Source organism: Streptomyces sp. WAC00040 (assembly GCF_056835925.1).
This window is the reverse complement of the sequence record NZ_JAKQZE010000003.1, coordinates 41,510-65,287: the sequence shown is the minus strand read 5'-3', so window position 1 is coordinate 65,287 and position 23,778 is coordinate 41,510. Positions and strand designations below refer to the sequence as shown.

Here is a 23,778-nt window from a genome sequence, read left to right as displayed (position 1 = left end):
CCCGTGTGCCGGGACGGTCGAAACGAAGGAGCTCAGGGGCACTTGCCGTCGGCGATGACGTAGTGCCCGGCCGGTGACTCCTTGAGCGTGTGGGTGACGAAGGTGTTGTAGAGGCCCATGTTCTGGCCGGAACCCTTGGCGTACGTATAGCCGCCGGCGATCGTCGCCCGGCCCGTCCGGACATGCGCGTAGTTGCTGTCCGTCCAGCAGATCGCCGCCGCCCCCGTGGTGGACGCGGTGATCCGGGCCGACCGGGCGCCCTCCGCCCCGGCCGCGTCACGGGCGGCGACCCGGTAGGTGTGCGTGGACCGTGCGGCGAGAGAGGTGTCCCTGAAAGAAGTGCCCTGCGGGGTGGCGACCCGGGAGCCGTCGCGGTACACGGCGTAGTCCGCGGCGCCGTCCACCGCCTGCCAGGCCAGGGCGATCGACGTGACGTCTGCGCCGGTCACCGCGAGCCCGGCCGGGGCGGGCAGGCCGCCGGGACCCGGGTCGCCGCCGTCCGCCAGTCGGAAGAACCCGGCCACCCAGTGGCTGGAGCAGATCGAGTCGATGAAGTGCGCCGTGCCCGTACGGCCGCACTGCTCGTTGCCGCTGCCCGGGTCGACCGGCGTCCCGTGTCCGATCGCGGGCACCCGGTCGACCTCGACGGCGACCTGCCCGTTCCCGTCCAGATACTGCTCCCTTCGGGTGCCGTTGGCGCCGATCGTCGACGTTCTGTCGGGGGTCTGGTCGATCCCGTGCACGGCGGTCCACTGGTCCCTCAGCTCGGCCGCGTTCATCGGCGCGACCGTGGTGTCGTTGTCGCCGTGCCACACGGCCACCCGCGGCCACGGTCCCGTGTACGTCGGGTAGGCGTCCCGGACCCGCTGCGCCCACACGGCCGGCGTACGGTCCGTGCCCGGGTTCATGCAGACGAACGGGCCGGTGTCCCGGGTGCAGTCGTACGGCATGCCGGCGATCACGGCGCCCGCCTCGAAGACGTCCGGATAGGCGGCGAGCATGACCGACGTCATCGCGCCCCCGGCGGAGAGACCTGTGACGAAGGTGCGACCCGCGTCGGCGCCGTACTCGGACTCCGCGTGGGCGACCATCTGTCGCACGGAGGCTGCCTCGCCCTGTCCGCGCCGGTTGTCGGACGTCTGGAACCAGTTGAAGCAGTTGTTCGCGTTGTTGGCGGACGTGGTGCCCGCGAAGACCACCAGGAAGCCGTGCCGGTCGGCGAGGGTCGTCAGGCCCGAGTTGTCGGCGTACACCTGCGCGCTCTGCGTGCAGCCGTGCAGGGCCACCACGACGGCCGGTTCCGGCGCGAGCGACGCCGGCCGGTACACGTACATGTTCAGATTGCCCGGGTCGGCACCGAAGTCGACCACGTGCTCGAGGGCGACGGCGGCGTGCGCCGAGGGAGCGGGGGAGACCAGTAGTCCGCCCGTGACGACGGCGAGCGCCGCGCCGAGCCGCCCGGCGGCCCGGCGCAGCCGGCGGACGGTCCGCACGCGCACCGGCTCGGGCGTGCTTCCACACAGCGGCATCCGGACCTCCCACAGGTGACGAGACGATTCCGGTCACAGTAGGAACGGTCCGTGCGCCGAGGAATGGTGACGCCACCCATAGCCGCGCACGCCGACGGCGGTTCGCGCCCCCTTGCGCCGCCGGGCACACCGCTGCTAGGACCTCCCCCCGGACAGGGCCTGGATGCGGCCCGGCCGTGGTCGTGCCCCTCGTGCGGCGCAGACGTCAGTGCCGACATGAGAAGCCACCCTTCCAGGCGGCGTACCGGCACTGGTCGCCGCCTGCGAAGTAGACGAACTCGGCGTTGCGGACGTCGGTGTTGACCTGACTGTTGTTGCCGTCGGTCGCCGCCTTGAGCGCCCACGTCGTGCAGGAGTCGACTCCGGCCAGTGCGGTGATCATGTCGCATTCGGGGGTTTGCTGCCCGAGGTCGGCGTCGAGCCGGCCAGGACGACCACGTCGAGGGGTCCGGTCCCGCCCCGGATGTCGTCGATGGCACGGTCATCGAGGCGGTGCCGATGCCGCCGGCGCCGTTCATCGTGAACGCCGGGCCGTTCCACGAGCCGCGGGCGACGTCGAACGCGCTGCCGAGCCGGATCCTGTCGGCCGCCGCGAGCGCCGGCTGATGCGCGACCAGCACCGATTCCGCAGCGGCCGCGCGTGACTTGGCAGCTTGTAGCGGAACATACAAATGGTCGCGACACGTCGGAAGATGTAAGGCGGCATCGGTCTCCGTTCGTCTCCCTGTTCCGTGATTTTCGTGCACAAACCGCACAAAATTGACAGCGGAGGGGGCGCACCTCTCGCGTTACGTGAAAGTAATGCTCCTTACATCTGGCCAATGGATGCGTCGTTATGTAACTTCGCTGCTGTGCCTGGCGGCCGGATTCCGTCGGCAGAAAACCACCGAGAGGTTCCACGCGATGAACGCTCGTATCGCACGCCCCGCAGCGGCAGCCGCCGTCGCGGCGGTCACGCTCGTGTCCCTGTCCGCCTGCGGAGGTGAGCCCACCGCCGCCCCGACCGGCAAGGTCGTCGTCGCCGGCGTGGAGGTCGTGAAGGACCAGAGGCTGCACGACCTCCTGCCCGAGAAGATCAGGAAGACCGGTAAGGTCCGCGTCGCGACCGACGTCCCGTATCCGCCCTTCGAGATGTTCGTGAAGGAGGGCGAGCCCGCCCTCACCGGCCTGGACTACGACCTCGGCCAGGCACTGGGCGCCAAGCTCGGCGTGCGGTTCGTCTTCACCCCGCAGAAGTTCGACGGCATCGTCCCCGCCATCCAGGCGGGCAAGTTCGACGTCGCCATGTCGGCCATCACCGACAACAAGGAGCGGCAGAAAGTCGTCGACTTCGTCGACTACTCCCGGTCCGGCTCCGGCGTCCTCGTCGCGGAGGGCAACCCCGCGAAGGTGACGGCCCTCGACGACCTCTGCGGACGCAAGGTCGCCGTCCAGGCGGCAACCAACCAGCTCGACCTCCTCAAGTCACACCAGGCTGCCTGCTCCGCCGCAGGCAAGGGCGAGATCGGCATCCAGACCTTCCCCAAGGACTCCGACGCCCAACTCGCGCTGCGCTCCGGCAAGGTGATCGCCCAGGTGCTGACCAAGCCCGCCGCCGGCTGGGTGGCCAAGACCGCGGACGACGGCAAGGCCTTTGACCTCGTCGAGGACCCCGCGGCACCGGGCGGCTACAACGCCTCGCCCAACGGCATCGCGGTGAGCAAGGAGCTGCCGCAGCTGACGGACGCCATCCAGAAGGCCCTCCAGTCCCTCATCGACGACGGCACGGTCGAAGCGGTCTACGGCACGTACGGCGTCGCCTCGATCGCCGTCGAGGAAGCCACCAAGAACGCGGCGGTGGACTAGAGATGACCGGCAGCGCCAAGACCCTCGCTCCGCCGGTGGACCTTGCCGCCCCGGGCGTCCGCGAACTCGAGATCGTCCCCGTCCGCAACTACGGACGCTGGACCGCCGCCCTCGCGTCCGTCCTCGCGCTCGTCGGCCTGGTCGGTTCCCTCGCCAAGAACCACAACCTGCGCTGGGACGTCGTCGGCGACTATCTCTTCGCCGACCTCGTCTTCGACGGCCTGGCCACCACTCTGTGGCTGACCGCCGCCGCCATGCTCCTCGGCCTGGCGCTCGGCACGCTCGTTGCCGTCATGCGGCTCTCCTCGAGCCCTGTGCTGTACGGCCTGGCCACCGCCTTCGTCTGGGTCTTCCGCGGCACCCCACTGCTCGTCCAGATCATCTTCTGGGGGTACGCGGCGGCCCTCTACCAGTACGTGAAGATCGGCATCCCCTTCACCGACGTCACGTTCTTCCAGGCCGAGACGAACGCGCTGCTGACCCCGGCGATCGCGGCCCTGCTCGCCCTCGGGCTCAACGAGGCCGCTTACGCCTCCGAGATCGTCCGCGCCGGCATCCAGTCCGTAGACCCCGGACAGGCCGAGGCCGCCCACTCCCTCGGCATGCGCCCCGCGCTCACCATGCGCCGGATCGTGCTGCCCCAGGCCATGCGCGTGATCATCCCGCCGATGGGCAACGAGACCATCAACATGCTCAAGATGACCGCCCTCGTCTCGGTCATCTCCGCACACGACCTGATGTCCAACATCCAGGACGTGTACGCCCAGAACTACCAGGTCATCCCCATGCTGGTCGTCGCCAGCATCTGGTACCTGGCCCTCGTCACCCTCCTCGGCATTCCCCAGGCCTGGCTGGAGCGGCGTTACGGACGCGGGACCACGCGCGCCGGACACGTCTCGCCGTTCCGCCGCCTGCTCGGCGGGACCACGGAGTGGATCGGCAAGAAGAGCAAGGAGCAGAGCCGATGACCACTCCCATGGTGCGTGCCGAAGGCGTCCGCAAGCAGTTCGGCAGACTGGAGGTCCTCAAGGGCATCGACCTCACCGTCGAACGCGGCCAGGTCTGCTGCCTCCTCGGACCCTCCGGGTCGGGAAAGTCGACCTTCCTGCGCTGCATCAACCACCTGGAGAAGGTGGACGGCGGCCGGCTCACGGTCGACGGGGATCTCGTCGGCTACCGCCAGCACGGCGACAAGCTCCACGAACTGCGCGAGCGCGAGGTCGCGGACCGCCGACGGGACATCGGCATGGTCTTCCAGCGGTTCAACCTGTTCCCGCACATGACGGCCGTGGAGAATGTCATGGAAGCCCCCGTCAAGGTCGCCGCGGTCCCCCGGACCGAGGCCCGCGAGCAGGCCCACGCCCTGCTCGAACAGGTCGGACTCGGGGACCGCGCCCGGCACTACCCCGCCCAGCTCTCCGGCGGACAGCAGCAGCGCGTCGCCATCGCCCGCGCGCTCGCCATGAAGCCCAAGCTGATGCTCTTCGACGAGCCGACCTCGGCCCTGGACCCCGAACTCGTCGGGGATGTCCTCGACGTCATGCGGCGGCTGGCCGCCGAAGGCATGACCATGGTCGTCGTCACCCACGAGATCGGCTTCGCCCGCGAGGTCGGCGACACCGCCGTCTTCATGGACGAGGGCGTCGTCGTGGAGGCCGGAGACCCCCGTCGGGTGCTCGTCGAACCGGAGCGGGAGCGCACCCGCGCCTTCCTGTCGAAGGTCCTGTGACCGCCCCCGTCCGCCGGCCGCTCCCGGTCCCCGTCCTCCTTGGCCTCGCCCGCGCCCGCCGTGACGACTACCTGCGGGACCTGGAGCAGCTCGTCTCCATGGACTCCGGCTCCTACAGCGCCGAAGGCGTCAACCAGGTCGCCGACTGGGTCGAGCGGCGGCTCAAGCTGATCGGGTTCGACGTCGAGCGCGTCCGCTTCCCGCCGTCGCCCGACGGGCACCAGGTCGGCGACGCTCTCGTCGGCCGCAGGCGAGGCGCCCTTGCCGAGGTGGCAGGCGGCCGCAGGATTCTCCTCGCTGCCCACATGGACACCGTCTTCGAGGAGGGAACCGCCGCGGCCCGACCCTTCCGCGTCGAAGACTCCATGGCCCACGGCCCCGGCGTCAGCGACGACAAGGGGGGCCTCCTCGCAGGCCTCACCGCTCTTGAGATTCTCGGTGAGCTCGACATCGACTCATACGCCGAGCTGGTTCTCCTCGCCACCCCCGACGAGGAGATCGGCTCACCCGCCAGCCGCACACTGATCGAGAACATCGCCAGGGGCATGCACTTTGGTCTCGGCCTCGAATGCGCCCGGGAGAACGGCGACCTCGTCATCGCACGCAAGGGCGTCGCAGACTTCCGACTCACTGTCACCGGCCGGGCGGCCCACGCCGGCATCGAACCCGAGCGCGGGGCGAACGCCGCCCTCGCCGCCGCCCACCTGACCGTCGCCCTCCAGGCACTCAACGGCCACTGGGACGACGTCACCGTCAACGTCGGCGTGGTCCGGGCCGGGACCCGCGCCAACATCGTCTGCCCCGAGGCCGAACTGCGCATCGAGGTCCGCGCCGCTACGACGACCGACATCAAGCGTGTCACCCGGGCCATCCGGGAGGCCGCAGCTCACCCGGGCGTCCCCGGAGTCACCGTCGAGGTCGAGCAACTCGACCTGTGCCCCCCCATGGAGGACACCCCTGCCTCCCGGCGCATGCTGGACCACGCCCGACGGGCCGGCGACGCGGCTGGGATCGAGTTCGGCGTCGCGGCGACCGGCGGGGTCGGCGACGCCAACATCATCGCCGGCACCGGAGTACCCGTCCTGGACGGCCTGGGACCGGTCGGCGGCGCCGACCACACACCCCAGGAGTGGCTCCACATCACCAGCGTTCCCCAGCGTGTCGCCATGCTCGCCGGCCTGATCGCCTCCCTGGGTCAAGCCCGCACCACCTGAACGTCGTCGGCGCACGGTGGAGAGCGACTCCGCTGCTCTCCACCGTGCGCCTGTCGACCCGGTGGACCAGACACGGACTCGTGCCGCACAAGCCCTTTCACTCCCTCTCACACCCCCGGAGGCACCCATGCGCGTCCCGTCCGCTCCCGCACGCCGCACCATCCTCGCCTGCGGCCTCACCGTCGCCCTTCTCACCGTTGCTTCCTCCGCCCACGCCGAACCCCCGCCGGCCCCGACCCGAGCAGGCTCCCTCGTACTGATCGGCGGAGCCCTGAAGGAGGACAACACCCGGATCTATGGGGAGATCATCAAGCGGGCCGGCGGCCCGAAGGCCCGCATCGGCGTCATCACCGCCGCCTCCGTGCCCGAGAGCCAGGACCCCCACGCCGACGACCCGGAACGCTGCAGCAACTCCGCCTGCAACGGCGCCTACTACGCCGATCTCTTCGAGCGGCACGGAGCCGCCGACGCCCAGTGGGTCCCCCTGGACATCGACCACGTGGCCAACGCCGACTCGGACGCCGTCGTCGCCCAGGTCCAGTCCATGACCGGCTTCTTCTTCGGCGGAGGAGACCAGTACCGCTACATCACCACCCTCCTCCGGGGCGACGAGCACAAGGACTCCAAGGTCCTCGCCGCCATCCGTGCCAAGCTCGCCCACGGAGCCGTGGTCTCCGGCTCCTCGGCCGGAGCCCAGATCGCCTCCGGCCCCGACATGGTCAGCGGCGGCGAATCCTACGAGGCCCTCCGGGACGGCAGCGCCCCCGGCTACTTCGACGACCCGACCCGACTCGGATACATCCCCCAGGGCGGCTTCGGCTTCCTCCGATCCGGCCTCGTCGACACCCACACCGGCGCCTACGGGCGCGAAGGCCGGGCGCTCCGCCTCGCCGCCGACACCGCCCACGCCCGCGTCTACGCCTTGGAGGAGAACACCGCCCTGGTCGTCGACCGGCCGGGCACCAGCCGCGAGCACGTGACGGTCCTCGGCCCGAACGGCGTCGCCATCCTCGACCTGCGTGACGCGCGCGCACATGACACCGCGCACGGCTGGTCCCTCCGCCGAGCCCGATACAGCTACCTCACCGACGGTGACCAGTACGACGCCCGCACCTGGACGCCGCAAGTCGCCCCCGACAAGCGGTTCCTGACGCCCGCTGCCGCGAGGCCCGTGCCGGCCAACGACGACGTCTTCTACTCGGCCTCGAACCCGCACGGCACCGCCTACTCCTTCCGGACCACCGCCCGCGCGCTCGCGGCGACGCGAGCGCAGAACAGCGCGACGGCGACGACCTTCGAGACCGGACCGCAGTTCACGGTGACCTTCACCAAGGCGCCGGGGTTCGCCGCCTTCACCGGCGACGGCACCGACGCCCGCACACTCGTCGCGCTGCAGATCGACGTCGCGCCCCAGCGGTGAGCGGCGGAGCCGGCATCACGTGCCGTGCGGGCTCCGCCGTTCCCATACTCTGGCGGACGGCCGGCGGTGGAACCCTCGGCGAGCCGGCTCAGCGCAGGATGACGCGCGGCGCGGTCCCCGCCCACCGTGTCGATCTGGTCTGATCCAGCCGTGCCCAGCGGCCCGAATCGCCACCGCCCGAACGACCCACTGCCCTCCGAACGGCGGGGAGAACGGATCCAGCCGCGAGGGGCCCGCTCACAGGAGGCCGGTGCGCCGGGCGATCCTCTCCGCCTCCTTCATCCGCTCGTGGCCGTCGCCGCCGATCCGGTCGAGTACGGCGGCGACGAGCGACTCGACGATTGCCAGGGCCGGAGTCAGGCTGTCGTAGGGGGAGTTCGAGGAAACCTGGGTGATGAGGACGACGTCCGCATGAGCGGCGGCGGGGGAGAGCCACGGGTCGGTGAGCACGATGACCTTGCCGCCCCGCTCCCGGGCCAGTTCAGCGATGAGGGTCTTGTCGGCCTCGTAGCGCCTGTAGTCGAACAGCACGGTGACGTCACGGCGGGCGAGTTGTGTGAGGAAGGACGTTCGCTCCACGTCCTTATGAGGCAGCAGGCTCACCTTGTCGCGGAACTGCATCAGATGCAGGCCCAGGTACTCGGCCAGGAGGTGCGTGAATCGCCCTCCCGCCAGGTGCACCCGGCGCCTGGGGTCGGCGAGGAGACCCACCGCGTCCTCGAACTCATCAGGTGCCACCTCGTCGAAGGTCTGGGACACCGCCTGCTGCACGAGCGCCGAACGCTCGCCGAGAGGGGCCGCGGCCAAATCCTGCGGGGCTGTCGCCGACTCTCGCTCCGAAGCGTCTGCCGCCGTGTACAGGGTGATCGGTGAGGCGTTGCGAGCGTCGAGCTCCGAACGGAGGTCAGCCTGCAGATCGGGGAAGCCCTTGTAACCCAACCGCGAAGCGCACCTCAACACGGTGGGCGCTGACACGCCGGCGCGCTCCGCGATCGTCGCGACCGTCTCGAAGACCGCGGCGGGATACCCCGCCAGCAGGACCCGTGCGACCTTTCGTTCGGCCGGGCTCAGCTCTCCGAGCCGACCGCGGATCTCGTCGGCCAGGGTGGGGCTCATGGGTTTCCCTTCTGTGGCGGGAGTTCGCCGAAGGCTTGCGGGCAGCCGACGGGGCCGCACGGTCCGGTCTCCCGTGTTTCAGAATGCCGCACTTCAGACCAAGAATGTACCGCCTATTACGGTGGCTGGACAGTCTCCTGAGGTGGCCCGGAGGACGTACGTCCGTGGATCGCGTCCTGTCGGGGGCGGGTCGATCCACGGACGGGCCGCACGGAATGGTGCCCCGAGCTCCTCGGGCCGCTTCGTTCGGATCATGTGCTCGTTGGTCCGCATGTGTCGTTGTCCGACGTGCAGCGGGCGCGGGTCGAGCCGTTGCTCCCGGACCGGACGCCCAAGCGATGCGATCGCCTGGAGTTTCCGGTCCGGATCGCAGTGGGTCCCCCTGCCGGGGAAGTACGGCAACTGGCGAGGCGTCTTCAACGGGCCGTGCATGTGGTCCGTCGACGGCACGTGGGAGCGGGTCTTCACCGGTTGGTCTCGCCCGGGCGGATACCGACGAGGACCTGGAATCAGCGGTCTCGGTGGACTCCACGATCGTGTGGGCTCACCAGCACGCGGCCGGGGCCCGCAGGGGGCCCCGGCCGGCGAGCCGGACGACCACGCCATCGGTCGGTCCCGCGGCGGACTGACCACCAGGACTCACTTGGCGGCCGTCACCATCTACCCGGCCGGACTCCACATCGCGGGTATCTCCCGCTGGTCCGCCCGATGATGCAAACGAAACGGCCTAGATGAGCACAGATCCGAGGACGACCGGCGCGCGTGCCGGGTCCCGCGGGCCGGGAGCGAGGCCGTTCGTGCTGCCGGGCTGCTCAGGAGCCGGCTCCTCCGGCCCTTCGGGAGCAGGTCCGTCCGGGGAGTCGGCACCCGACTCGGGCGCCGGTTTCACAGGGGGTTCCTGCGGCTCCGACGGGGGCTCTTCGGGTGGAGGTTCCGACTCGGGCGGCGGCGCCGGCGGCGACTCCTGCGACGGCGGTTCCGGCGGGGGCGGGGCCTTGGGCGTCTCCGCCGGCGGCCTGCCGCCGTCCGACGGGGAGGCGTCATGGGAGGGGGAGGGCTCGCGGGAAGGCGGCTCGGTCTCCTTGTCGCGGGTGCCCGTGTCGCCGGCCGGCCGCTTGATCCACTTGTCACCGTCGCGGAGCACGAAGGCCTTGACGGGCTTGTCCGCCGGAGCGACGACGACGACCTTCGAGGGCCGGTAGCCGGGCCAGGCGTCGCCGACGGCACGGGGAGTGTCCTTCTGTGCGACGGGCGGGAGCAGCGGATTGCCGCAGGCGCAGCGCACCCGTGGCACACCGCGGTCGTCGACCAGCACCGCGGTGCCTGCCTGCAGCACGGCCTGGTAGGCCCTCGGCCCACCGTCCTTGTAGCCGTGGTTCGTCACCCGGGTGTCCATCCGCAGCTGCACCGGGGTGAGCGAGCGCAGAAAGTCCGGGACGCGGGAGGGTTCGATCCGGTGGACCTGCGCGAAGGCCCGGTTCTTGGCCGGGTCCGCGCCGAGGGCGGTGATCTGCTTCTCGACGTCGCAACTGGCCGCCTTGCGGCTGCCCCCGTACAGCCCCGGCGCCGACCCCTCGACGCTGCGGGTCACATTGGGCGACGCTGTCGTGGCTCCGTCCGGCTCGGCGGCCGGCGTCGACGCGGGCGGCGAGCTCTCCTTCGCCGTCGACTCGGTGAACGGATCGGGCCCGGTCGCCCCGGCGGCCTGGAGGAAGACCTCGCCTCCGCCGCCGGACGCGCCGGACCCGCCCGACCCGCTGGGTCGGGTCAGCACGACGGCGAGCACCACTGCGGCCACCAGCGCGACGGCGACCGTCGCGATGCGGGGGACGGACCGCCACCAGGGCCGGCCCGGGCCCCCGTCCCCTGGCCCCGGACCGCCGGGACCGCCCGGTCCACTCGGCGGACCCGCGGCGCCGCCCGAAGGGCTGCTGCCCGAGGGACCGCCGGGTGGGGGCGGCGGCGTGGGACCGCCCGGCTGCGAGGGGCCGGAGAGTGGCCCCGGAGGTGGGCCTGTCGGGCGGCCGGGGGGTGGCGGTTCGGCACTCACAATTCTCTTCTTCCCGGGCGTAGAAGGCGGAAGAGATGATTCCTTCTGATCTGTTGCTCGATGTGCCCATTGTCTGCCCGGTACCCGTGCGAGCCGCAAGCCGACGCGGTCGGCCCCGCCCGGGAAGCGCGCCGCAGCCGCCGTGCATAGCGTGGCAGCGTGAGTCAGCAGGCATCGAGCAGCCCCGGCGGCGCGACCCGGCCGCCCCACGGTTGGGTCCATGCGCTCGCCGCGGTACTCGCCGGCCTCGTCGTCATGGCGGTCACCGCGGCCCTGGGCCTGTGGGCGGCGGGCGCGGGGGACCTGCCCGACGGCGGCTTCCTGCCGGTCGTCGCGGCTGTCGTCGTGATGGCGGCCGGCGGCACCGTGGAGGTCGCCGGGGAAGCCGGTGTGATTGCGGAGACAAGGGCCGGACTCACGGCCCTGCCCCTCTCTGTGACACTGGCCGGAGCACTCACGGTGGCAGCAGGCTTTCTCCGGCCGCTGCGCCACAGGGCCGTCGCCTCCGCCGGCGAACTGGCGGGCTGGGCGGCCCGGCTGGCCTTCCTCTGGCTGCTCGCCCTCATCGGTCTCGGCGCGCTGGCCCGCCACACCTTCACCATCCCAATCGAGGATCCCACCGGCGGATTCCTCGAGGAATTCCTGGACGCCACCCCCCGCGTGGGATTCCGCACCGATGTCCCGCTCACCCTTCTGTTCGGCCTGCTGTGGCTGGCCGGTGTCCTGGCCCTCGCGGTGGTCGTGTCGCGCGGCAGCCCGCTCCCCGCCCGGCTGCTGCGCTTCCAGGAGTCGGTGCGGCCCGCCGCGTACGCCATGGTCGCCCTGCTGCTCACATACGTGGCGGTCGGCGTGGTCATCGCCGTCGTCGTGGCACTGACCCGTGACAGCGCCGCCGACACCTTCGCCGTGATCTTCCTCGGGCTGCCCAACCTCGTCTGGCTGGCCTTCACCCTCGGTCTCGGGGCCTCGTGGGAGGGCAAGGTCGAGGGTCCCTTCGGCCTGCCGATGCCGAAGCTGCTCGACGAGGTGCTGCGCACAGGCGACATGTCGACACTCGACCTTGCGGCACTCGTCGAACGCGACCCCCGTGCCTGGTGGCTGCTGGTGGTCGCCGCCGTGCTCGTGCCGGCGGCGGCCTTCCTGATGGCCGTCCGCTCACCGGCGGGCATGCGGCTCTGGCAGCACGCCGTCCACATGGCCGTCGCCCTCGTGCTGACCGTGCTCACCGTCTGTCTTCTCGTCAGGCTCTACGCGCACTACGGCCTCTCCCTGCTCGGCATCGGCGACCTCGGCGGCGACCTCGCCGGCGAGGTGGCGCTGCGTCCGAACCTCTGGCCCGCCCTCGGTCTCGCCGCCGCGTGGGGACTGGTCACCGGCGCGATCGGCGGGCTCCTTGCGTCGCACGTCCACCGCCGTGGCCAGACCGACGTCCCACGTCACTGACGACCGGACCCGCCCGAGTCAGGGAAGACCGGCAGCGCCCACCGCGGCGGTTCCGGCGGGGCAGTGGCCCCCTGCGGCACGAGCGTGCCGCGTCCGGCCACCGCCGTCGCCGGGTGGCCGCGCCCGCCCGGTCCCGTGGACGCCGCGGCCGTCGCCGCACGCAAGGCCGCCACGAACTCGCCGCACGAGCCGTAGCGGTCGTCCGGACTCTTGGCGAGCGCCCGCGACATGACGTCGTCGACGGCTCCGGGCAGATCGGGCCGCTCCCCGGTCAGCGGCGGCGCCGGATCGAACTGGTGCGCCCAGAGCAGGGCCATGTCGTCGTCACGCTGGAACGGCGGGCCACCGGCCAGCGTCTCGAACACCACGCAGGCGAGGCTGTAGACGTCGCACCGCCCGTCGACCGGTCGGCCGGAGATCTGCTCCGGAGCCACATAGTCGAGCGTTCCCACGAACTGCCCGACAGTCGTGAACCCGGTCAGCGACAGGGACTTCTTCGTCAGACCGAAGTCGGTCAGATACACGTGCTCCGGATGGTCGCTGTCCGTGCCCTCGGCCACCAGGATGTTGCCGGGCTTGACGTCCCTGTGCACCAGATCGTGGGCGTGCGCCGCGTCCAGCGCGGACGCCACCTGCGCGGCGATGCGACCCGCCGCGACGGCGGGCAGCGGGCCCATGCGGTCGAGGAGCACCCGCAGGTCCTGCCCGGCGACGTAGCGCATGGCGATGTAGAGCAGGCCGTCCGTCTCGCCCGCCTCGAAGACCGGCACGATGTGCGGATGGTCGATCGACGCGGCGACGCGCGACTCGTGCGTGAACCGCTTGCGGAAGGTGTCGTTGCGGGCCAGTTCGGGAGCGAGCAGCTTCAGGGCGACGGTGCGGTCGAGGCGCAGATCCCGCGCCCGGTAGACCACCGCCATACCGCCCCGGCCGATCTCCCGCTCCACGAGATAGCCGGCCACCTGTTTGCCGACAAGCTCGGACGGCCTGCCGCCGGGCATGCCGGGAAGCGGCGGCATCACCGCTCACCACCACGGGCGGACGGCCCTTCAGGGTGATCCACGATGCGCGTGGCGTCGGGATCTTCGTCCCGGTCGACGACGCGGGTGGGGTCGGGCGGTGGTTCGGCCTGGTCGACGACGCGTGTGGTGTCCGGTAGGGCGTCGGGTCGGTCGACGACGCGCGTGGCGTCGTGTCCTTCGGGGTGGGCGACGACCCGGGTGGCATCCGGGCCCGGCGTGTCCGTCGCTACCACCTGCGTCGGATCCCGCGGGGGCGGGCCGGATGCGGACGCGCCGGACGCGCCGTCCGCGTCCGCGTTCGCGCCGGTGTCCGCGGGCGGCTCCGGCTCCGCGTGCGGCGCCGGGCCCGACGAGGTCGCGAACGTGCTGAGCCCGAGCCCGTCGCAGTAGACCCACCGCTCGTGCTCCGCGTCGTACAGCCACACCGCTTCGCCGTCCACGACGAGGCCCGCCCGCAGCCCTCTCGTACGTCCACGGAAGGTCTCACCGTCGGACAGTCCATCGGCCAGGTCGTCGGCGGCACGCCGGTAGCGGGCCAGGGTCTCGGCGACCCGGGCCAGCAGCGGCCGGGGGTCCGCGGTCCGGGCCAGGGGCCGGTCGGCCGCCGGGGGTTCCTGTGGCACGGCGACCAGCAGACGTCCGTCGACCCACGCGGACCAGCCGTTCGCGCACACGATCTGCCCCCAGTCGCCGCGCCGCTCGGCGAGCTGGACCGGCAGCAGCGGGTCGAGCGGTGTCGTGGGCCGGGACACGTCCGGCGCCTCCCACGCGGGCATGCCCCACGGCGGCACGACATGTGTGGCGCGGAACTCCCAGGCGGCCATGGCGGACCCGGCCTACTTCCGCATCACGGCGGGCTCGTGCCGCCGCAGCAGGCGGGCGACCAGGCAACCGAAGAGTACTGACAGCACCACCAGCATCCCCATGTCGAGCAGCCACACCCCTGCCGAGTGCTCGAAGAGCGGATCGGCCGTCAACCCGCCGGGGACGATGCGGCCGAGGTCGATCGTTCCCGCCATCGCGCCGAGGGCCCATCGGGACGGGACCAGCCACGCCAGCTGCTCGATCACCGCCACGCCGTCGAGCTTCAGGAGCGCGCCGCAGAAGACGACCTGCACGATCGCGAGGAGCACCAGCAGCGGCATGGTGACTTCTTCCTTGCGCACCAGGGCGGAGATCAGCAGACCCAGCATCATCGCGGTGAACGACAGCAGCGCCACAGCCAGGGTGATCTCCGGAAGAGGTGGCAGCAGCACTCCTTCGCCGCCCGGCGAGCCGGGGTCGACCCCGGCCAGGGCGACGAGGGTCAGCACGATCGCCTGGAGCACTGTGACCGTCCCGAGGACCACCACCTTGGACATCAGATACGCCGACCTGGACAGTCCCACGGCCCGTTCCCGCTGGTAGATCGGCCGCTCCTTGACGAGCTCCCGCACCGCGTTCGCCGCGCCCGTCAGTACGGCACCGACGCAGAGAATGAGGAGGGCGTTCAGTGCCGTCTCCCGGTCGAGTCGGCCGCCGGCCAGGGCGCGGGCCATGGCACCCATGACGAACGGCAGCGCGATCATGATGACGAGGAACGTGCGGTCCGCGCTCAGCGCGGCGGTGTACCGCCGCACCAGCGTCAGCAGCTGGGCGCTCCAGCTCTGTGTCTTGGGCGGCGGGGGGACGGGCCCCGGGGCCGGCCCGGAGGGCAGGCGCGGCTGTGCGGTGGCGCCGACGATGTACTGCGCGTTGAAGCGGGACTCTCGGTACATCTCCGCCCAGTCCCTGCCGCGGTCGCTCTCGAAGGCCTCGAACGCCTCGGGCCATTCGGCGAAGCCGAAGAAGCCGAGGGCCTGCCCCGGCGGCCCGTAGTAGGCGATCCTGCCGCCGGGCGCGAGGACGAGCAGCCGGTCGCACACATCCAGGCTGAGCACGCTGTGGGTCACCACGACGACCGTGCGCCCGTCGTCGGCCAGGCCGCGGAGCATGTGCATCACGGAGCGGTCCATGCCGGGGTCGAGCCCGGACGTCGGCTCGTCGAGGAAGAGCAGGGACGGTTTGGTCAGCAGCTCGAGCGCCACGCTGACACGCTTGCGCTGGCCGCCGGACAGCGAGTGGATCGGCTGGCCGGCCCGCTGCTCGAGCCCGAGCTCCCGGATCACCTCCGTGACCCGGGCCTCCCGCTCCGACCGGTCAGTGTCCTGGGGGAACCGCAGCTCGGCGGCGTAGGAGAGGGCGCGGCGTACGGTCAGCTGGGCGTGCAGGATGTCGTCCTGCGGCACGAGCCCGATGCGCCGGCGCAGCTCCGCGTAGTCGTGGTAGAGGTCGCGCCCGTCGTACAGGACGGTGCCCCGCTGCGCGGGCCGCAGCCCGTTGAGGGCGTTCAGCAGAGTGGACTTTCCCGCGCCGCTCGGCCCGACCACGGCGAGCAGGCACTTCTCACCGACCGGGAAGGAGACATGGTCCAGGAGGGTCTTGCGGCCCCCGTCCACGGAGACCGTCAGGTCCTGGACGTCGAGCGACACCTCGCCGGTGTCGACGTACTCCTGGAGTTCGTCATCGACCAGCACGAACGCGGAATGCCCCACGCCCACGATGTCACCGGCCCGTACCGGGGCCCGGTCCACGGGCAGGCCGTTGAGGTAGGTGCCGTTGTGGCTGCCGAGGTCGACGATCTCGAACGTGCCGTCGGGACGCGTGCGCAGTTCCGCGTGCCGGCGGGAGACCACGAGGTCGTCCACGACGAGCTCGTTGTCCGGCGACCTGCCGATGCGCACGGTGCGGGCAGGCAGCGGCCGCACGCTGGTCGGGCTGCGGAAGGTCCCGGTCGCGGCGGGCACGGGCACGACGGGCGGCGGTCCGGGTTCGGCGGCCGGGCGCCGGCCGGCCGAAGGGTCATCGGCCCGTGGTGCGAGGTCGGCGAGTACGGCCCGCGGGCCGTCGGCGGCGCTGCCGAAGCGGATGATACTGCCGGGGCCGACTTCCCGCACGTGGACCCGACGGCCCTCGGTGTACGTGCCGTTGGTGCTGTTCTCGTCCGCCACCGTCCAGTGCCCGTCGTCGGCCCGCAGCACGGCGTGGTGCCAGGAGACGCGTGGGTCGTCGATGACGATGTCGCTCAGGGGATCACGCCCGACGTGGTACGCCCGGTTCGGATCCATCACCGTGGAGCCGGTGTCGGTCTCCATGACGAGTGCGGGCGCAGTCGGCGTGCCAGGCCGCTCTGCCATGTTGGAATTCTATCGATATGCGCCGTTCTGCGCCCTGCGGCCGCCACCGGGGCGGCCGATCCGTCGCCATGAGTCCCGGGTCTCCAACGGGCCGTTGGTGTCGCGTGTTGCGGTGATCGGGTGGCCGGTGCACTCTGATGGTTACCCAGAAGCGACACAGGCTCACTCTTCGTACTCGGGGGCCACATGCGAATGACGGGCCGTCGCGGTGAGGAGCCACGGTCATGAACGTTCCGGTTGCCTGCCAGTACAGAATCGAAGTACCGGCCTCCCCAGAGCGCATTCCTCAGATCCGGCGCATTCTCGCAGCGCATCTGAAGTACTGGGGGCTCGACGCCCATGTCATGCCGGTCTGCAGCGCCGTCGATGAACTCGTCGGCAATGTCGTCCAGCATGTCGAGGGCGACAAGACGTGTGTGGTGGAGCTGCGTTGGGCCGGGCGCCATCTCACCACCTCCGTCTCGGACCGAGACGGCACCCTTCCGCGGCTGCACACGTCGTCCCCCGCCAAGGGCGGACTCGCCAGGGTGGCGATGCTCAGCGACAGTTGGGGCACCTGTGCCACCGAGCACGGCAAGGTGATCTGGTTCAGCCGCCGCGTCAAGGAGCCGCAGCGCGTGATGTCCGGTCCGCACGTGCCTCAGTCGCCGGTCCGGGAGTTCCGGCCGCTGCCGCTGGAGGCGGTGCCCCCCGAACCGTTCGAGGCGCCCTCCCTCGCCGTGCCCGCGGTGCGGTGACGCGCGGATGTTCCGTACGGCTCGGACGCCGCCGGGCGCCCCTGGGTGTCCGGCGCGGCACGGACGCCGGCGACCGTCGCTGCGGTGCGAACGGTCCGTGTGTGTGCCGGACCCGCCCCGCGCGGTGCGCCACGGCCATGGGTCCTGCCCATGTAGGCAGCACTGCCCATGACGGCAGGGGTTCCGGCGTACCGCATGCGTCCGTGCCGCGGGCGGTCCCCGGCCGGCGCTGACGGCGGGGCGCACAGGCCGCCGGTCCGGACTCCCCAGCGACTTCGAGGTCCTTCAAGCAGCCGGTCGTCTCGAGCGGCCGGTCGCGCCGGGCGCGCGACCCGTACCTCGCCACGGGAGCCGCTGTGCCGGCGGACCGGCCTCGGACCAGGCGCCGGTGCACCGGGTAAGGCCCCCGCCCGGGTCCGTAGCCGGACGGGGGCCGCCGCCGTTCACGCGGCCCTCCTGCCCTCCCGTTCCGCGGGATGCAGCGTTGCGAGCAGCCGGAAGAAGTCCGCCTCGTTGCCAGCGAGGCCGACCGCGCGCAGGGCGTCGTCGGCCTCCGCCATCGGGACCGTCAGCAGCGGGACCGCGAGCGGCGCCTGCTGCGGGTCGGCGAGCACGGCCCTGGTGGTCTGGAGCAGGCGTACGTACGCCTGCGCGGCGGCGATCTCGGAATCGTTCATCTCGCGGTTCCCCTCCTCGAGGTGTCGGACCGTCAAGCATCCACCGAGCCACTGACAACGACGGAGGCCGGCGGTCCGCCCAGGGGTGGCGGACCGCCGGCCGAAGGCCGTGGGGGGAAGGCCTAGAAGACGCTCACGCCGTACGCGCTCAGCGCCTCGGTGACGGGCTGGAAGAACGTAGTGCCGCCCGAGGAGCAGTTGCCGCTGCCGCCGGACGTCAGGCCCAGAGCCGTACTGCCCGAGAACAGGGCGCCGCCGCTGTCGCCGGGCTCGGCGCAGACGTTGGTCTGGATCATGCCGTACACGACGTCGCCGTTACCGTAGTTGACGGTCGCGTTGAGGCCGGTGACCCGGCCGCTGCGCAGACCGGTGGTGCTGCCGCTGCGCTGGACGGTCTGGCCGACGGAGGCGTTGCCGGCGCCGGTGATGTCGCGGTAGCTGCCGTTGTAGAGGTAGACACGGCCGTCCGCCGCGGAGGCGTTGGAGTGGCGGATGATGCCGTAGTCGTTGTTCGGGAAGCTGGAACCGGTCCGCGTGCCGAGCACCGTGGTGTTGGCGGAGTTGGTGTACCAGGTGGAGCCGATGTTGGTGCAGTGACCGGCCGTCAGGGCGTAGTAGGTGCTGCCGCTGCGGACGTTGAAGCCGAGGGAGCAGCGTCCGCCGCCCGCGTAGATGGCCTGGCCGCCCGCGATCAGCTTGCTGAAGGTGCCGGGGGTGCGCTTGATCTCGAGGACGCCGGCGCGCTCGCCCGCCGCCTTCTTGATCTTGGCGATCTCGGCGGCGGAGACGGTGGAGTCCGCCGTGACGACGACCTTGCCGGTCTCCTTGTCGGTGTACCAGGCCGTGCCGGGCACGTCGGCGCCGAGCACCGCGTCGTCGGCCTGGGCGAGCTGGGCCGTGGTGGCCCGCGCGGAGTCGGCCGGGTCGGCCAGCGCGGACGGGGCCGCAAGCGCGGAAGCGGCCACGAGTGCGGCGGCGACGGCGGTCAGCCGTGCGGCTCTCGAGACGCCGGTGAGGGGGGCGAAGCGCTTGATCTTCACTGCATCCTCCGGTGGGGGATTCCGGGGCCCGCTGGGTGGGCGGGCCCGTCCAACGCCGGTTGCCGGACCGTGACGGAACGTTCAACGTCATGATCCTGACAACCGCCGCGGAAGGAATCCTGCGGCTCCCGGCAGTTGCGCGGCAAGATCGCCTTTCGGCCGCTCAACGCGCGTCCGGCCGTCGTGCCGACGGTGCCGTCCGTACCGGCGCCCGGCGGGACCACCGGCCCCGCCGCCGGGCGGCCCGGGTCGGAACGGGTCGCCGCGCCGCGTCCGGCGGCGGAGCAAATGCTGCGAACATTTGCTGACCGGCCGTCAGGAGTGGGCACGTCCGTACGGAGCGGCCGGACGGTAGGGGAGCGCTCCCGCGGAATAAGCGGAATGGCACGCGCCATTTTTGCTGCTCAGTGTCGATGGGTCGTGATCCGCGCGTGACGTGCCACGGTGGGCCGCCGCCCGCTCTTGCCCACTGCAACGTTCCAGTCCGGCGGTGGAAGCGTTGCAGTGGCTCCCGCACATGCCGGCCGCCCGCGTGCCCCGCATCGGAAGCCGGTGCGCAGCACCCACCGGCGGCGCGCCGGGCCGCCGTCCCGGGACGGCGGGCGCACCGCCGCAGCGGCGGAGGTGATAGGCCGTCACTCCTTTATGCCTCAATCACTCCTGTTCGCCCAGCGCCCCTGGGTGTCCGGATCCCGACCGTCGCTGTGGATCCTCGGGTACGGGGTGGCTGCCGGGGGCGGTGATGTGCGCACGGAGGCGATCGCCGCGATCGCGCACCGGGCGGGACGAATGCGGCGGTTGCCCCCTCGTGCTCATCGCCCGGTTGCTACGAGGCCGAGAGGCCGGGCCGCTGCCCGGTCCTGCCGCCGGCCCGGCCGGTGGCGCCCGCCCGCCGGTCAGGGGCGTCCCCGCCGGAGGCCGGCAGCACCGGCCGCTTCGTGCTGTCGCGCGACGGCAGGAACGCGGCCAGGACCAGGCCGGCGAGCACCGTAGCGGTGGCGATCAGGAACGCGATGCGGAACCCCTCCATGGAGGGCACCTCCACCGCGCCGTGGCGCACGGAGGTGTGGGCGAGCACCATGCCGAAGCACACCTGCGGCATCCGGGCGGCGGTCGTGGCGGAGCGCCGGGGTCCGTCCCGGCGCTCCGTTCGCTGACGACGGCGGGACAGGGTGCCCGCAGTCGAAGTGTGTGCGCATTGAACCTTCTCACCGGTCCCGGTATTCCGTGCCTGAGGCTCCGATGTTCCGGCCGGCGGCACCGGGGTACCCGGCGTCGCGCACCGCCCCGTACGCCGGAAGGGGCATCCGGCCCAGGTCCGGTCGCACCCGCCGGGCGCCGGGGTCACGCTGGAGAAGGACCCGGTCGGGTCCGGAGCCATGACGGCGACGCGCCGGAGGCAGTGCGAAGGGCGTCCGACCGACCCGCCGCCGGGCCGCCCCCGCCGCCGTGCGGACCGTCGGGTGCGCCGGCAAGGGGACGACGAGTGCCCGGCGGCGCGCCGGGAAGGCAGGAGCAGCACGCACGGGGGGACACGTCCCGACAGACAGGAACCACGGTGAACAGTGCACAGGAATCCGCGACATCCGTCGTGGTGACGCTCAGTGGCTGCTCGCGGGAGGACGCCGACGCGGTCTTCCGGGCCCTGAGCAGGTCCTTCGAATCGGACCGCGCGGCCGACGACACGCCCCAGTACGTCTCGGAGGGCCACGCGACGGTCTGGACCGCGACCTTCGACGTGGCCAGCACACGCAATCCCGCCGAGCCCGTCCGGCTCGCGGCACCCGTCACGGCCGAGCTCCAGGGCGGCTACTGGGCGGTGGACCAGATGCAGGTGGCGCTCGCCGCCGCCTTCGACCTGGTGGAGCAGGGCATGGCGGCCGGTGACCAGGAGAAGGACGTCCAGTTGCTCCTCAACAGCGGCGTCCACCAGGACGAGATCTGACAGCGGCGTCCCGCCGCACGAGACCTTGAGGAGGAGGCCTTCATGCCCATCGCCACGGTCAACCCCGCGACCGGCGAGACACTCGAGACGTTCGACGCGCTGGGCCCCGAGGAGGTCGAGCGCAGGCTCGACCTCGCCCGCGCTGCCTTCGGCCGGCACCGCACCCGGTCCTTCGGCGAGCGTGCCGCCCTGCTCAACCGGGCCGCGGACCTGCTGGAGGGGGAACAGCACGACATCGCCCGGGTGATGACCACGGAGATGGGCAAGCCGATCGGGGCCGCCCGCGCCGAGGCGGCCAAGTGCGCCAAGGCCATGCGGTGGTACGCGGCCCGCGCGGAGGAACTGCTGGCCGACGAGCACCCGGCGGCCGCTGACGTCGAGGACTCCGGGGCCGTCCGGGCCACGGTCCGGTACCGGCCGCTCGGCGTCGTCCTCGCGGTCATGCCGTGGAACTTCCCGCTCTGGCAGGTCGTCCGCTTCGCCGCCCCCGCCCTGATGGCGGGCAACGTCGGACTGCTCAAGCACGCGTCCAACGTGCCCCGGACCGCGCTGTACCTGGAGGACCTCTTCACCCGCGCCGGATTCCCGGAAGGATGCTTCCAGACGCTGCTCGTCGGCTCCGACGCGATCGAGTCCGTCCTGCGGGACAGCCGCGTGGCGGCGGCGACGCTGACCGGCAGCGAGGGCGCCGGCCGGGCAGTCGCCTCCGTCGCCGGCGACGAGGTCAAGAAGACCGTGCTGGAACTCGGCGGCAGCGACGCGTACATCGTCATGCCGTCCGCCGACCTCGGCCGCGCCGTCGGCACCGCCGTCACGGCCCGCGTCCAGAACAACGGCCAGTCCTGCATCGCCGCCAAGCGCTTCATCGTGCACGCGGACGTGTACGAGGAGTTCTGCGACCGGTTCACGGCCGCCATGAAGGACCTCACCGTCGGTGACCCCATGGACGAGTCCACCGACGTCGGGCCGCTGGCGAGCGAGCGGGGCCGCGCCGATCTGGAGGAACTCGTCGACGACGCCGTGAGCAACGGAGCCACGGCACGCTGCGGAGGCCGCCGTCCGTCCCACCTCGACCGAGGCTGGTACTACGAGCCCACCGTCCTGACCGAGGTGTCCCACCGGATGCGCATCCACCGGGAGGAGGCGTTCGGACCGGTGGCCTCCGTCTACCGGGTGGCCGACGCGAACGAGGCGCTGGCCGTCGCCAACGACAGCCCCTTCGGGCTCAGTTCCAACGCCTGGACGCGCGACGAGTCGGAGGTGGAGCTCTTCTCCCGGGACCTCGAGGCGGGCGGCGTGTTCTTCAACGGCATGACCGCCTCCCACCCGGCGCTGCCGTTCGGCGGCGTCAAACGGTCCGGCTACGGACGCGAGCTGTCCGGGCACGGCATCCGGGAGTTCTGCAACGTCACGACCCTCTGGCACGGCGAGGAGACGGAGAAGTAGAGCCATGGTGCAGTTCGGGTACACGATGATGACCGAGCAGGCCGGACCGCGTGAACTGGTCGGCCATGTGGTCGGCGCGGAGGCGGCCGGATTCGACTTCTCCGTCATCTCCGACCACTACTTTCCCTGGCTGGCCTCGCAGGGCCACGCCCCGTACGCCTGGAGCGTCCTCGGAGCCGCGGCCCAGGCCACCTCGCGGATCCCGCTGATGACGTATGTGACGTGCCCGACCACCCGCTACCACCCGGCCGTCGTGGCGCAGAAGGCCGCGACGGTGCAACTGCTGTCCGAGGGGCGCTTCCGCCTGGGACTGGGCTCCGGCGAGAACCTCAACGAGCATGTCGTGGGCGGCGACTGGCCCGCCGCGCACGTACGCCTGGAGATGCTGGAGGAGGCGGCCGGGATCATCCGCCGACTCCTCGACGGCGAGCATGTCACCCACCACGGCGCCCATTTCGACGTCGTCGACGCCAAGCTGTGGGACGTGCCCGCCGAGCGTGTGCCGATCGGTGTCGCCGTCTCCGGCGACAAGTCCTGCGCCGTAGCCGGCCGGACCGCCGACCTGGTCATCGCCACCCAGCCGAAGAAGGAACTCCTCGACGCCTTCGACCGCCACGGCGGCACGGGACGGCCCCGCGTCGGCCAGCTGCCCGTCTGCTACGACACCGACCGGGACGCCGCGGTGAAACGGGCGCACGACCAGTTCCGCTGGGCCGTCGGAGGCTGGCGGGTCAACGCGGAACTCCCGGGCCCCAAGTCCTTCGAGCAGGCCACCGAACTGATCACGGAGGACGACGTCGCCCGGACCGTCCCGTGCGGCGACGACGTCGGCGCCTTCGCCGACGCGGTCCGCGCGTACGTCGACGCGGGCTTCACCGAGGTCGCCCTCGTCCAGGTCGGCGGCGACCAGCAGGAGCCGTTCCTCGAATGGGCGCGGAGCACACTGCTGCCCGCGCTGCGCGAACTGTGAGGGTGACGCCGTATGAACGATTCCACACACACCGGGTCCCACACCCCCTCCGACGAGGAAGTGGCGATGCGACTCGTACCCGTCTGGCTGGCGGAGGCCACCCGCAACGACGCCGGCGCCGCGGAGCGGGCCAGAGGCGAATGGGAGCGGCGCGCCCTGTCCGCGGAGTCCGCACGCGAACTGGCCGACTGGGTCACCGCCCGGGTCACCGACACGGCCTTCAACACGGACAAGGGCCCCGCTCCGGACGCCCCCGCACGGGTCAGCGTCGCCGACAAGGCGGCCGTACACCGCTGGCTCGCCGCCCACGGGCACCACGTGTGACCCGGGTGGTCGCGGACTTCCGAACGGTGACGGCCCCGTGCCTCGAGGCACGGGGC

At 71.7% G+C, this 23,778-nt stretch carries 21 protein-coding genes; 11 read left to right on the top strand and 10 right to left on the bottom strand.

From position 1 onward, the window contains the following. Window positions 1–32 precede the first annotated feature (32 nt). Together MDN94_RS25785 and MDN94_RS25780 are read right to left on the bottom strand one after the other, a co-directional pair. Window positions 33–1,499, bottom strand: a complete 1,467-nt coding sequence (locus MDN94_RS25785) for an extracellular catalytic domain type 1 short-chain-length polyhydroxyalkanoate depolymerase (RefSeq protein ID WP_482728291.1) — start codon at window positions 1,497–1,499, stop codon at window positions 33–35. A 235-nt stretch (window positions 1,500–1,734) separates the two neighbouring features. Then, a complete protein-coding gene (locus MDN94_RS25780) occupies window positions 1,735–1,911 on the bottom strand; it encodes a hypothetical protein (protein WP_482728290.1) in 177 nt (58 codons plus the stop codon). Window positions 1,912–2,432: 521 nt separating this feature from the next. On the opposite strand from MDN94_RS25780, the gene MDN94_RS25775 reads away from it, so the two are divergent. The 5 genes from MDN94_RS25775 (at window position 2,433) to MDN94_RS25755 (ending at window position 7,737) form a co-directional block, all read left to right on the top strand. After that, a complete protein-coding gene (locus MDN94_RS25775; RefSeq protein WP_482728289.1) occupies window positions 2,433–3,374 on the top strand; it encodes an ABC transporter substrate-binding protein in 942 nt (313 codons plus the stop codon). Window positions 3,375–3,376: 2 nt separating this feature from the next. Beyond that, window positions 3,377–4,342: an amino acid ABC transporter permease gene (locus MDN94_RS25770; protein ID WP_482728288.1), complete on the top strand. Its 966-nt coding sequence runs from the start codon at window positions 3,377–3,379 to the stop codon at window positions 4,340–4,342. An 8-nt stretch (window positions 4,343–4,350) separates the two neighbouring features. Then, window positions 4,351–5,103, top strand: coding sequence for an amino acid ABC transporter ATP-binding protein (locus MDN94_RS25765; protein WP_482729079.1), 753 nt, complete (start codon window positions 4,351–4,353; stop codon window positions 5,101–5,103). After that, window positions 5,100–6,317 carry a M20 family metallopeptidase gene (locus MDN94_RS25760; RefSeq protein ID WP_482728287.1) on the top strand — a complete coding sequence of 406 codons (1,218 nt, stop codon included), beginning with the start codon at window positions 5,100–5,102 and terminating at the stop codon, window positions 6,315–6,317. The genes MDN94_RS25765 and MDN94_RS25760 overlap by 4 nt, the downstream gene beginning before the upstream one ends. 127 nt (window positions 6,318–6,444) lie before the next feature. After that, the gene (locus MDN94_RS25755) at window positions 6,445–7,737 is read left to right on the top strand and encodes a cyanophycinase (protein ID WP_482728286.1); all 1,293 of its coding nucleotides are present in this window, start codon (window positions 6,445–6,447) and stop codon (window positions 7,735–7,737) included. A gap of 237 nt (window positions 7,738–7,974) precedes the next feature. Here MDN94_RS25755 and MDN94_RS25750 read toward each other — a convergent pair whose 3' ends face one another. Further along, complete coding sequence (locus MDN94_RS25750) at window positions 7,975–8,853, bottom strand: MurR/RpiR family transcriptional regulator (RefSeq protein ID WP_482728285.1); 879 nt, start codon at window positions 8,851–8,853, stop codon at window positions 7,975–7,977. 727 nt (window positions 8,854–9,580) lie between these two features. Then, window positions 9,581–10,903: a DUF6777 domain-containing protein gene (locus tag MDN94_RS25745; protein ID WP_482728284.1), complete on the bottom strand. Its 1,323-nt coding sequence runs from the start codon at window positions 10,901–10,903 to the stop codon at window positions 9,581–9,583. A gap of 159 nt (window positions 10,904–11,062) precedes the next feature. Here MDN94_RS25745 and MDN94_RS25740 point away from each other — a divergent pair, with 159 nt between their 5' ends. Further along, window positions 11,063–12,346 carry a streptophobe family protein gene (locus MDN94_RS25740; protein ID WP_482728283.1) on the top strand — a complete coding sequence of 428 codons (1,284 nt, stop codon included), beginning with the start codon at window positions 11,063–11,065 and terminating at the stop codon, window positions 12,344–12,346. On the opposite strand, the gene MDN94_RS25735 is transcribed toward MDN94_RS25740, so the two are convergent. The 3 genes from MDN94_RS25735 to MDN94_RS25725 are packed head-to-tail and all read right to left on the bottom strand — an operon-like array spanning window position 12,340 to window position 16,583. Then, window positions 12,340–13,365, bottom strand: a complete 1,026-nt coding sequence (locus tag MDN94_RS25735; protein ID WP_482728282.1) for a serine/threonine-protein kinase — start codon at window positions 13,363–13,365, stop codon at window positions 12,340–12,342. The genes MDN94_RS25740 and MDN94_RS25735 overlap by 7 nt on opposite strands. Continuing rightward, entirely contained in the window at window positions 13,365–14,192 is an 828-nt protein-coding gene (locus MDN94_RS25730; RefSeq protein ID WP_482728281.1) for a hypothetical protein, read from the bottom strand. Before MDN94_RS25730 ends, MDN94_RS25735 begins: the two co-directional genes overlap by 1 nt. A 12-nt stretch (window positions 14,193–14,204) precedes the next feature. Continuing rightward, window positions 14,205–16,583, bottom strand: a complete 2,379-nt coding sequence (locus tag MDN94_RS25725; RefSeq protein ID WP_482728280.1) for an ABC transporter ATP-binding protein/permease — start codon at window positions 16,581–16,583, stop codon at window positions 14,205–14,207. 224 nt (window positions 16,584–16,807) lie between these two features. On the opposite strand from MDN94_RS25725, the gene MDN94_RS25720 reads away from it, so the two are divergent. Beyond that, window positions 16,808–17,320 carry an ATP-binding protein gene (locus MDN94_RS25720; RefSeq protein ID WP_482728279.1) on the top strand — a complete coding sequence of 171 codons (513 nt, stop codon included), beginning with the start codon at window positions 16,808–16,810 and terminating at the stop codon, window positions 17,318–17,320. Between the two features lie 443 nt (window positions 17,321–17,763). Here the strand turns inward: MDN94_RS25720 and MDN94_RS25715 are convergent, their stop codons facing one another. The 3 genes from MDN94_RS25715 to MDN94_RS25705 all read right to left on the bottom strand — a co-directional run bounded on the left by MDN94_RS25715 (window position 17,764) and on the right by MDN94_RS25705 (window position 20,118). Beyond that, window positions 17,764–17,997 (bottom strand): hypothetical protein, encoded by a 234-nt coding sequence (locus tag MDN94_RS25715; RefSeq protein ID WP_053557612.1) that lies wholly within the window; start codon window positions 17,995–17,997, stop codon window positions 17,764–17,766. 122 nt (window positions 17,998–18,119) lie between these two features. Next, window positions 18,120–19,037, bottom strand: a complete 918-nt coding sequence (locus MDN94_RS25710; RefSeq protein WP_441264628.1) for a S1 family peptidase — start codon at window positions 19,035–19,037, stop codon at window positions 18,120–18,122. Between the two features lie 826 nt (window positions 19,038–19,863). Then, window positions 19,864–20,118, bottom strand: coding sequence for a hypothetical protein (locus MDN94_RS25705; RefSeq protein WP_482728278.1), 255 nt, complete (start codon window positions 20,116–20,118; stop codon window positions 19,864–19,866). 477 nt (window positions 20,119–20,595) lie between these two features. Between MDN94_RS25705 and MDN94_RS25700 the strand changes: the two genes are divergently transcribed. Genes MDN94_RS25700 through MDN94_RS25685 form a run of 4 tightly spaced genes read left to right on the top strand, consistent with a single transcriptional unit; the run spans window position 20,596 to window position 23,722 of the window. Then, a complete protein-coding gene (locus MDN94_RS25700; RefSeq protein WP_482728277.1) occupies window positions 20,596–20,982 on the top strand; it encodes a hypothetical protein in 387 nt (128 codons plus the stop codon). 42 nt (window positions 20,983–21,024) lie between these two features. Beyond that, the gene (locus tag MDN94_RS25695; RefSeq protein ID WP_482728276.1) at window positions 21,025–22,428 is read left to right on the top strand and encodes an NADP-dependent succinic semialdehyde dehydrogenase; all 1,404 of its coding nucleotides are present in this window, start codon (window positions 21,025–21,027) and stop codon (window positions 22,426–22,428) included. Window positions 22,429–22,432: 4 nt separating this feature from the next. Continuing rightward, window positions 22,433–23,398: an LLM class F420-dependent oxidoreductase gene (locus tag MDN94_RS25690; RefSeq protein ID WP_482728275.1), complete on the top strand. Its 966-nt coding sequence runs from the start codon at window positions 22,433–22,435 to the stop codon at window positions 23,396–23,398. Window positions 23,399–23,410: 12 nt separating this feature from the next. After that, on the top strand, window positions 23,411–23,722 hold the full coding sequence (locus MDN94_RS25685; RefSeq protein ID WP_482728274.1) for a hypothetical protein: 312 nt from the start codon (window positions 23,411–23,413) through the stop codon (window positions 23,720–23,722). The last annotated feature ends 56 nt before the right edge of the window (window positions 23,723–23,778 follow it).

Excerpts from the sequence above, each read along its gene's own strand:
- MDN94_RS25780 (WP_482728290.1), bottom strand. The coding sequence starts at position 1,911 with ATGATCACCGCACTGGCCGGAGTCGACTCCTGCACGACGTGGGCGCTC.
- MDN94_RS25775 (WP_482728289.1), top strand. The coding sequence starts at position 2,433 with ATGAACGCTCGTATCGCACGCCCCGCAGCGGCAGCCGCCGTCGCGGCG.
- MDN94_RS25770 (WP_482728288.1), top strand. The coding sequence starts at position 3,377 with ATGACCGGCAGCGCCAAGACCCTCGCTCCGCCGGTGGACCTTGCCGCC.
- MDN94_RS25765 (WP_482729079.1), top strand. The coding sequence starts at position 4,351 with ATGGTGCGTGCCGAAGGCGTCCGCAAGCAGTTCGGCAGACTGGAGGTC.
- MDN94_RS25755 (WP_482728286.1), top strand. The coding sequence starts at position 6,445 with ATGCGCGTCCCGTCCGCTCCCGCACGCCGCACCATCCTCGCCTGCGGC.
- MDN94_RS25750 (WP_482728285.1), bottom strand. The coding sequence starts at position 8,853 with ATGAGCCCCACCCTGGCCGACGAGATCCGCGGTCGGCTCGGAGAGCTG.
- MDN94_RS25735 (WP_482728282.1), bottom strand. The coding sequence starts at position 13,365 with ATGCCGCCGCTTCCCGGCATGCCCGGCGGCAGGCCGTCCGAGCTTGTC.
- MDN94_RS25730 (WP_482728281.1), bottom strand. The coding sequence starts at position 14,192 with ATGGCCGCCTGGGAGTTCCGCGCCACACATGTCGTGCCGCCGTGGGGC.
- MDN94_RS25725 (WP_482728280.1), bottom strand. The coding sequence starts at position 16,583 with ATGGCAGAGCGGCCTGGCACGCCGACTGCGCCCGCACTCGTCATGGAG.
- MDN94_RS25720 (WP_482728279.1), top strand. The coding sequence starts at position 16,808 with ATGAACGTTCCGGTTGCCTGCCAGTACAGAATCGAAGTACCGGCCTCC.
- MDN94_RS25715 (WP_053557612.1), bottom strand. The coding sequence starts at position 17,997 with ATGAACGATTCCGAGATCGCCGCCGCGCAGGCGTACGTACGCCTGCTC.
- MDN94_RS25705 (WP_482728278.1), bottom strand. The coding sequence starts at position 20,118 with ATGGTGCTCGCCCACACCTCCGTGCGCCACGGCGCGGTGGAGGTGCCC.
- MDN94_RS25695 (WP_482728276.1), top strand. The coding sequence starts at position 21,025 with ATGCCCATCGCCACGGTCAACCCCGCGACCGGCGAGACACTCGAGACG.
- MDN94_RS25690 (WP_482728275.1), top strand. The coding sequence starts at position 22,433 with ATGGTGCAGTTCGGGTACACGATGATGACCGAGCAGGCCGGACCGCGT.
- MDN94_RS25685 (WP_482728274.1), top strand. The coding sequence starts at position 23,411 with ATGAACGATTCCACACACACCGGGTCCCACACCCCCTCCGACGAGGAA.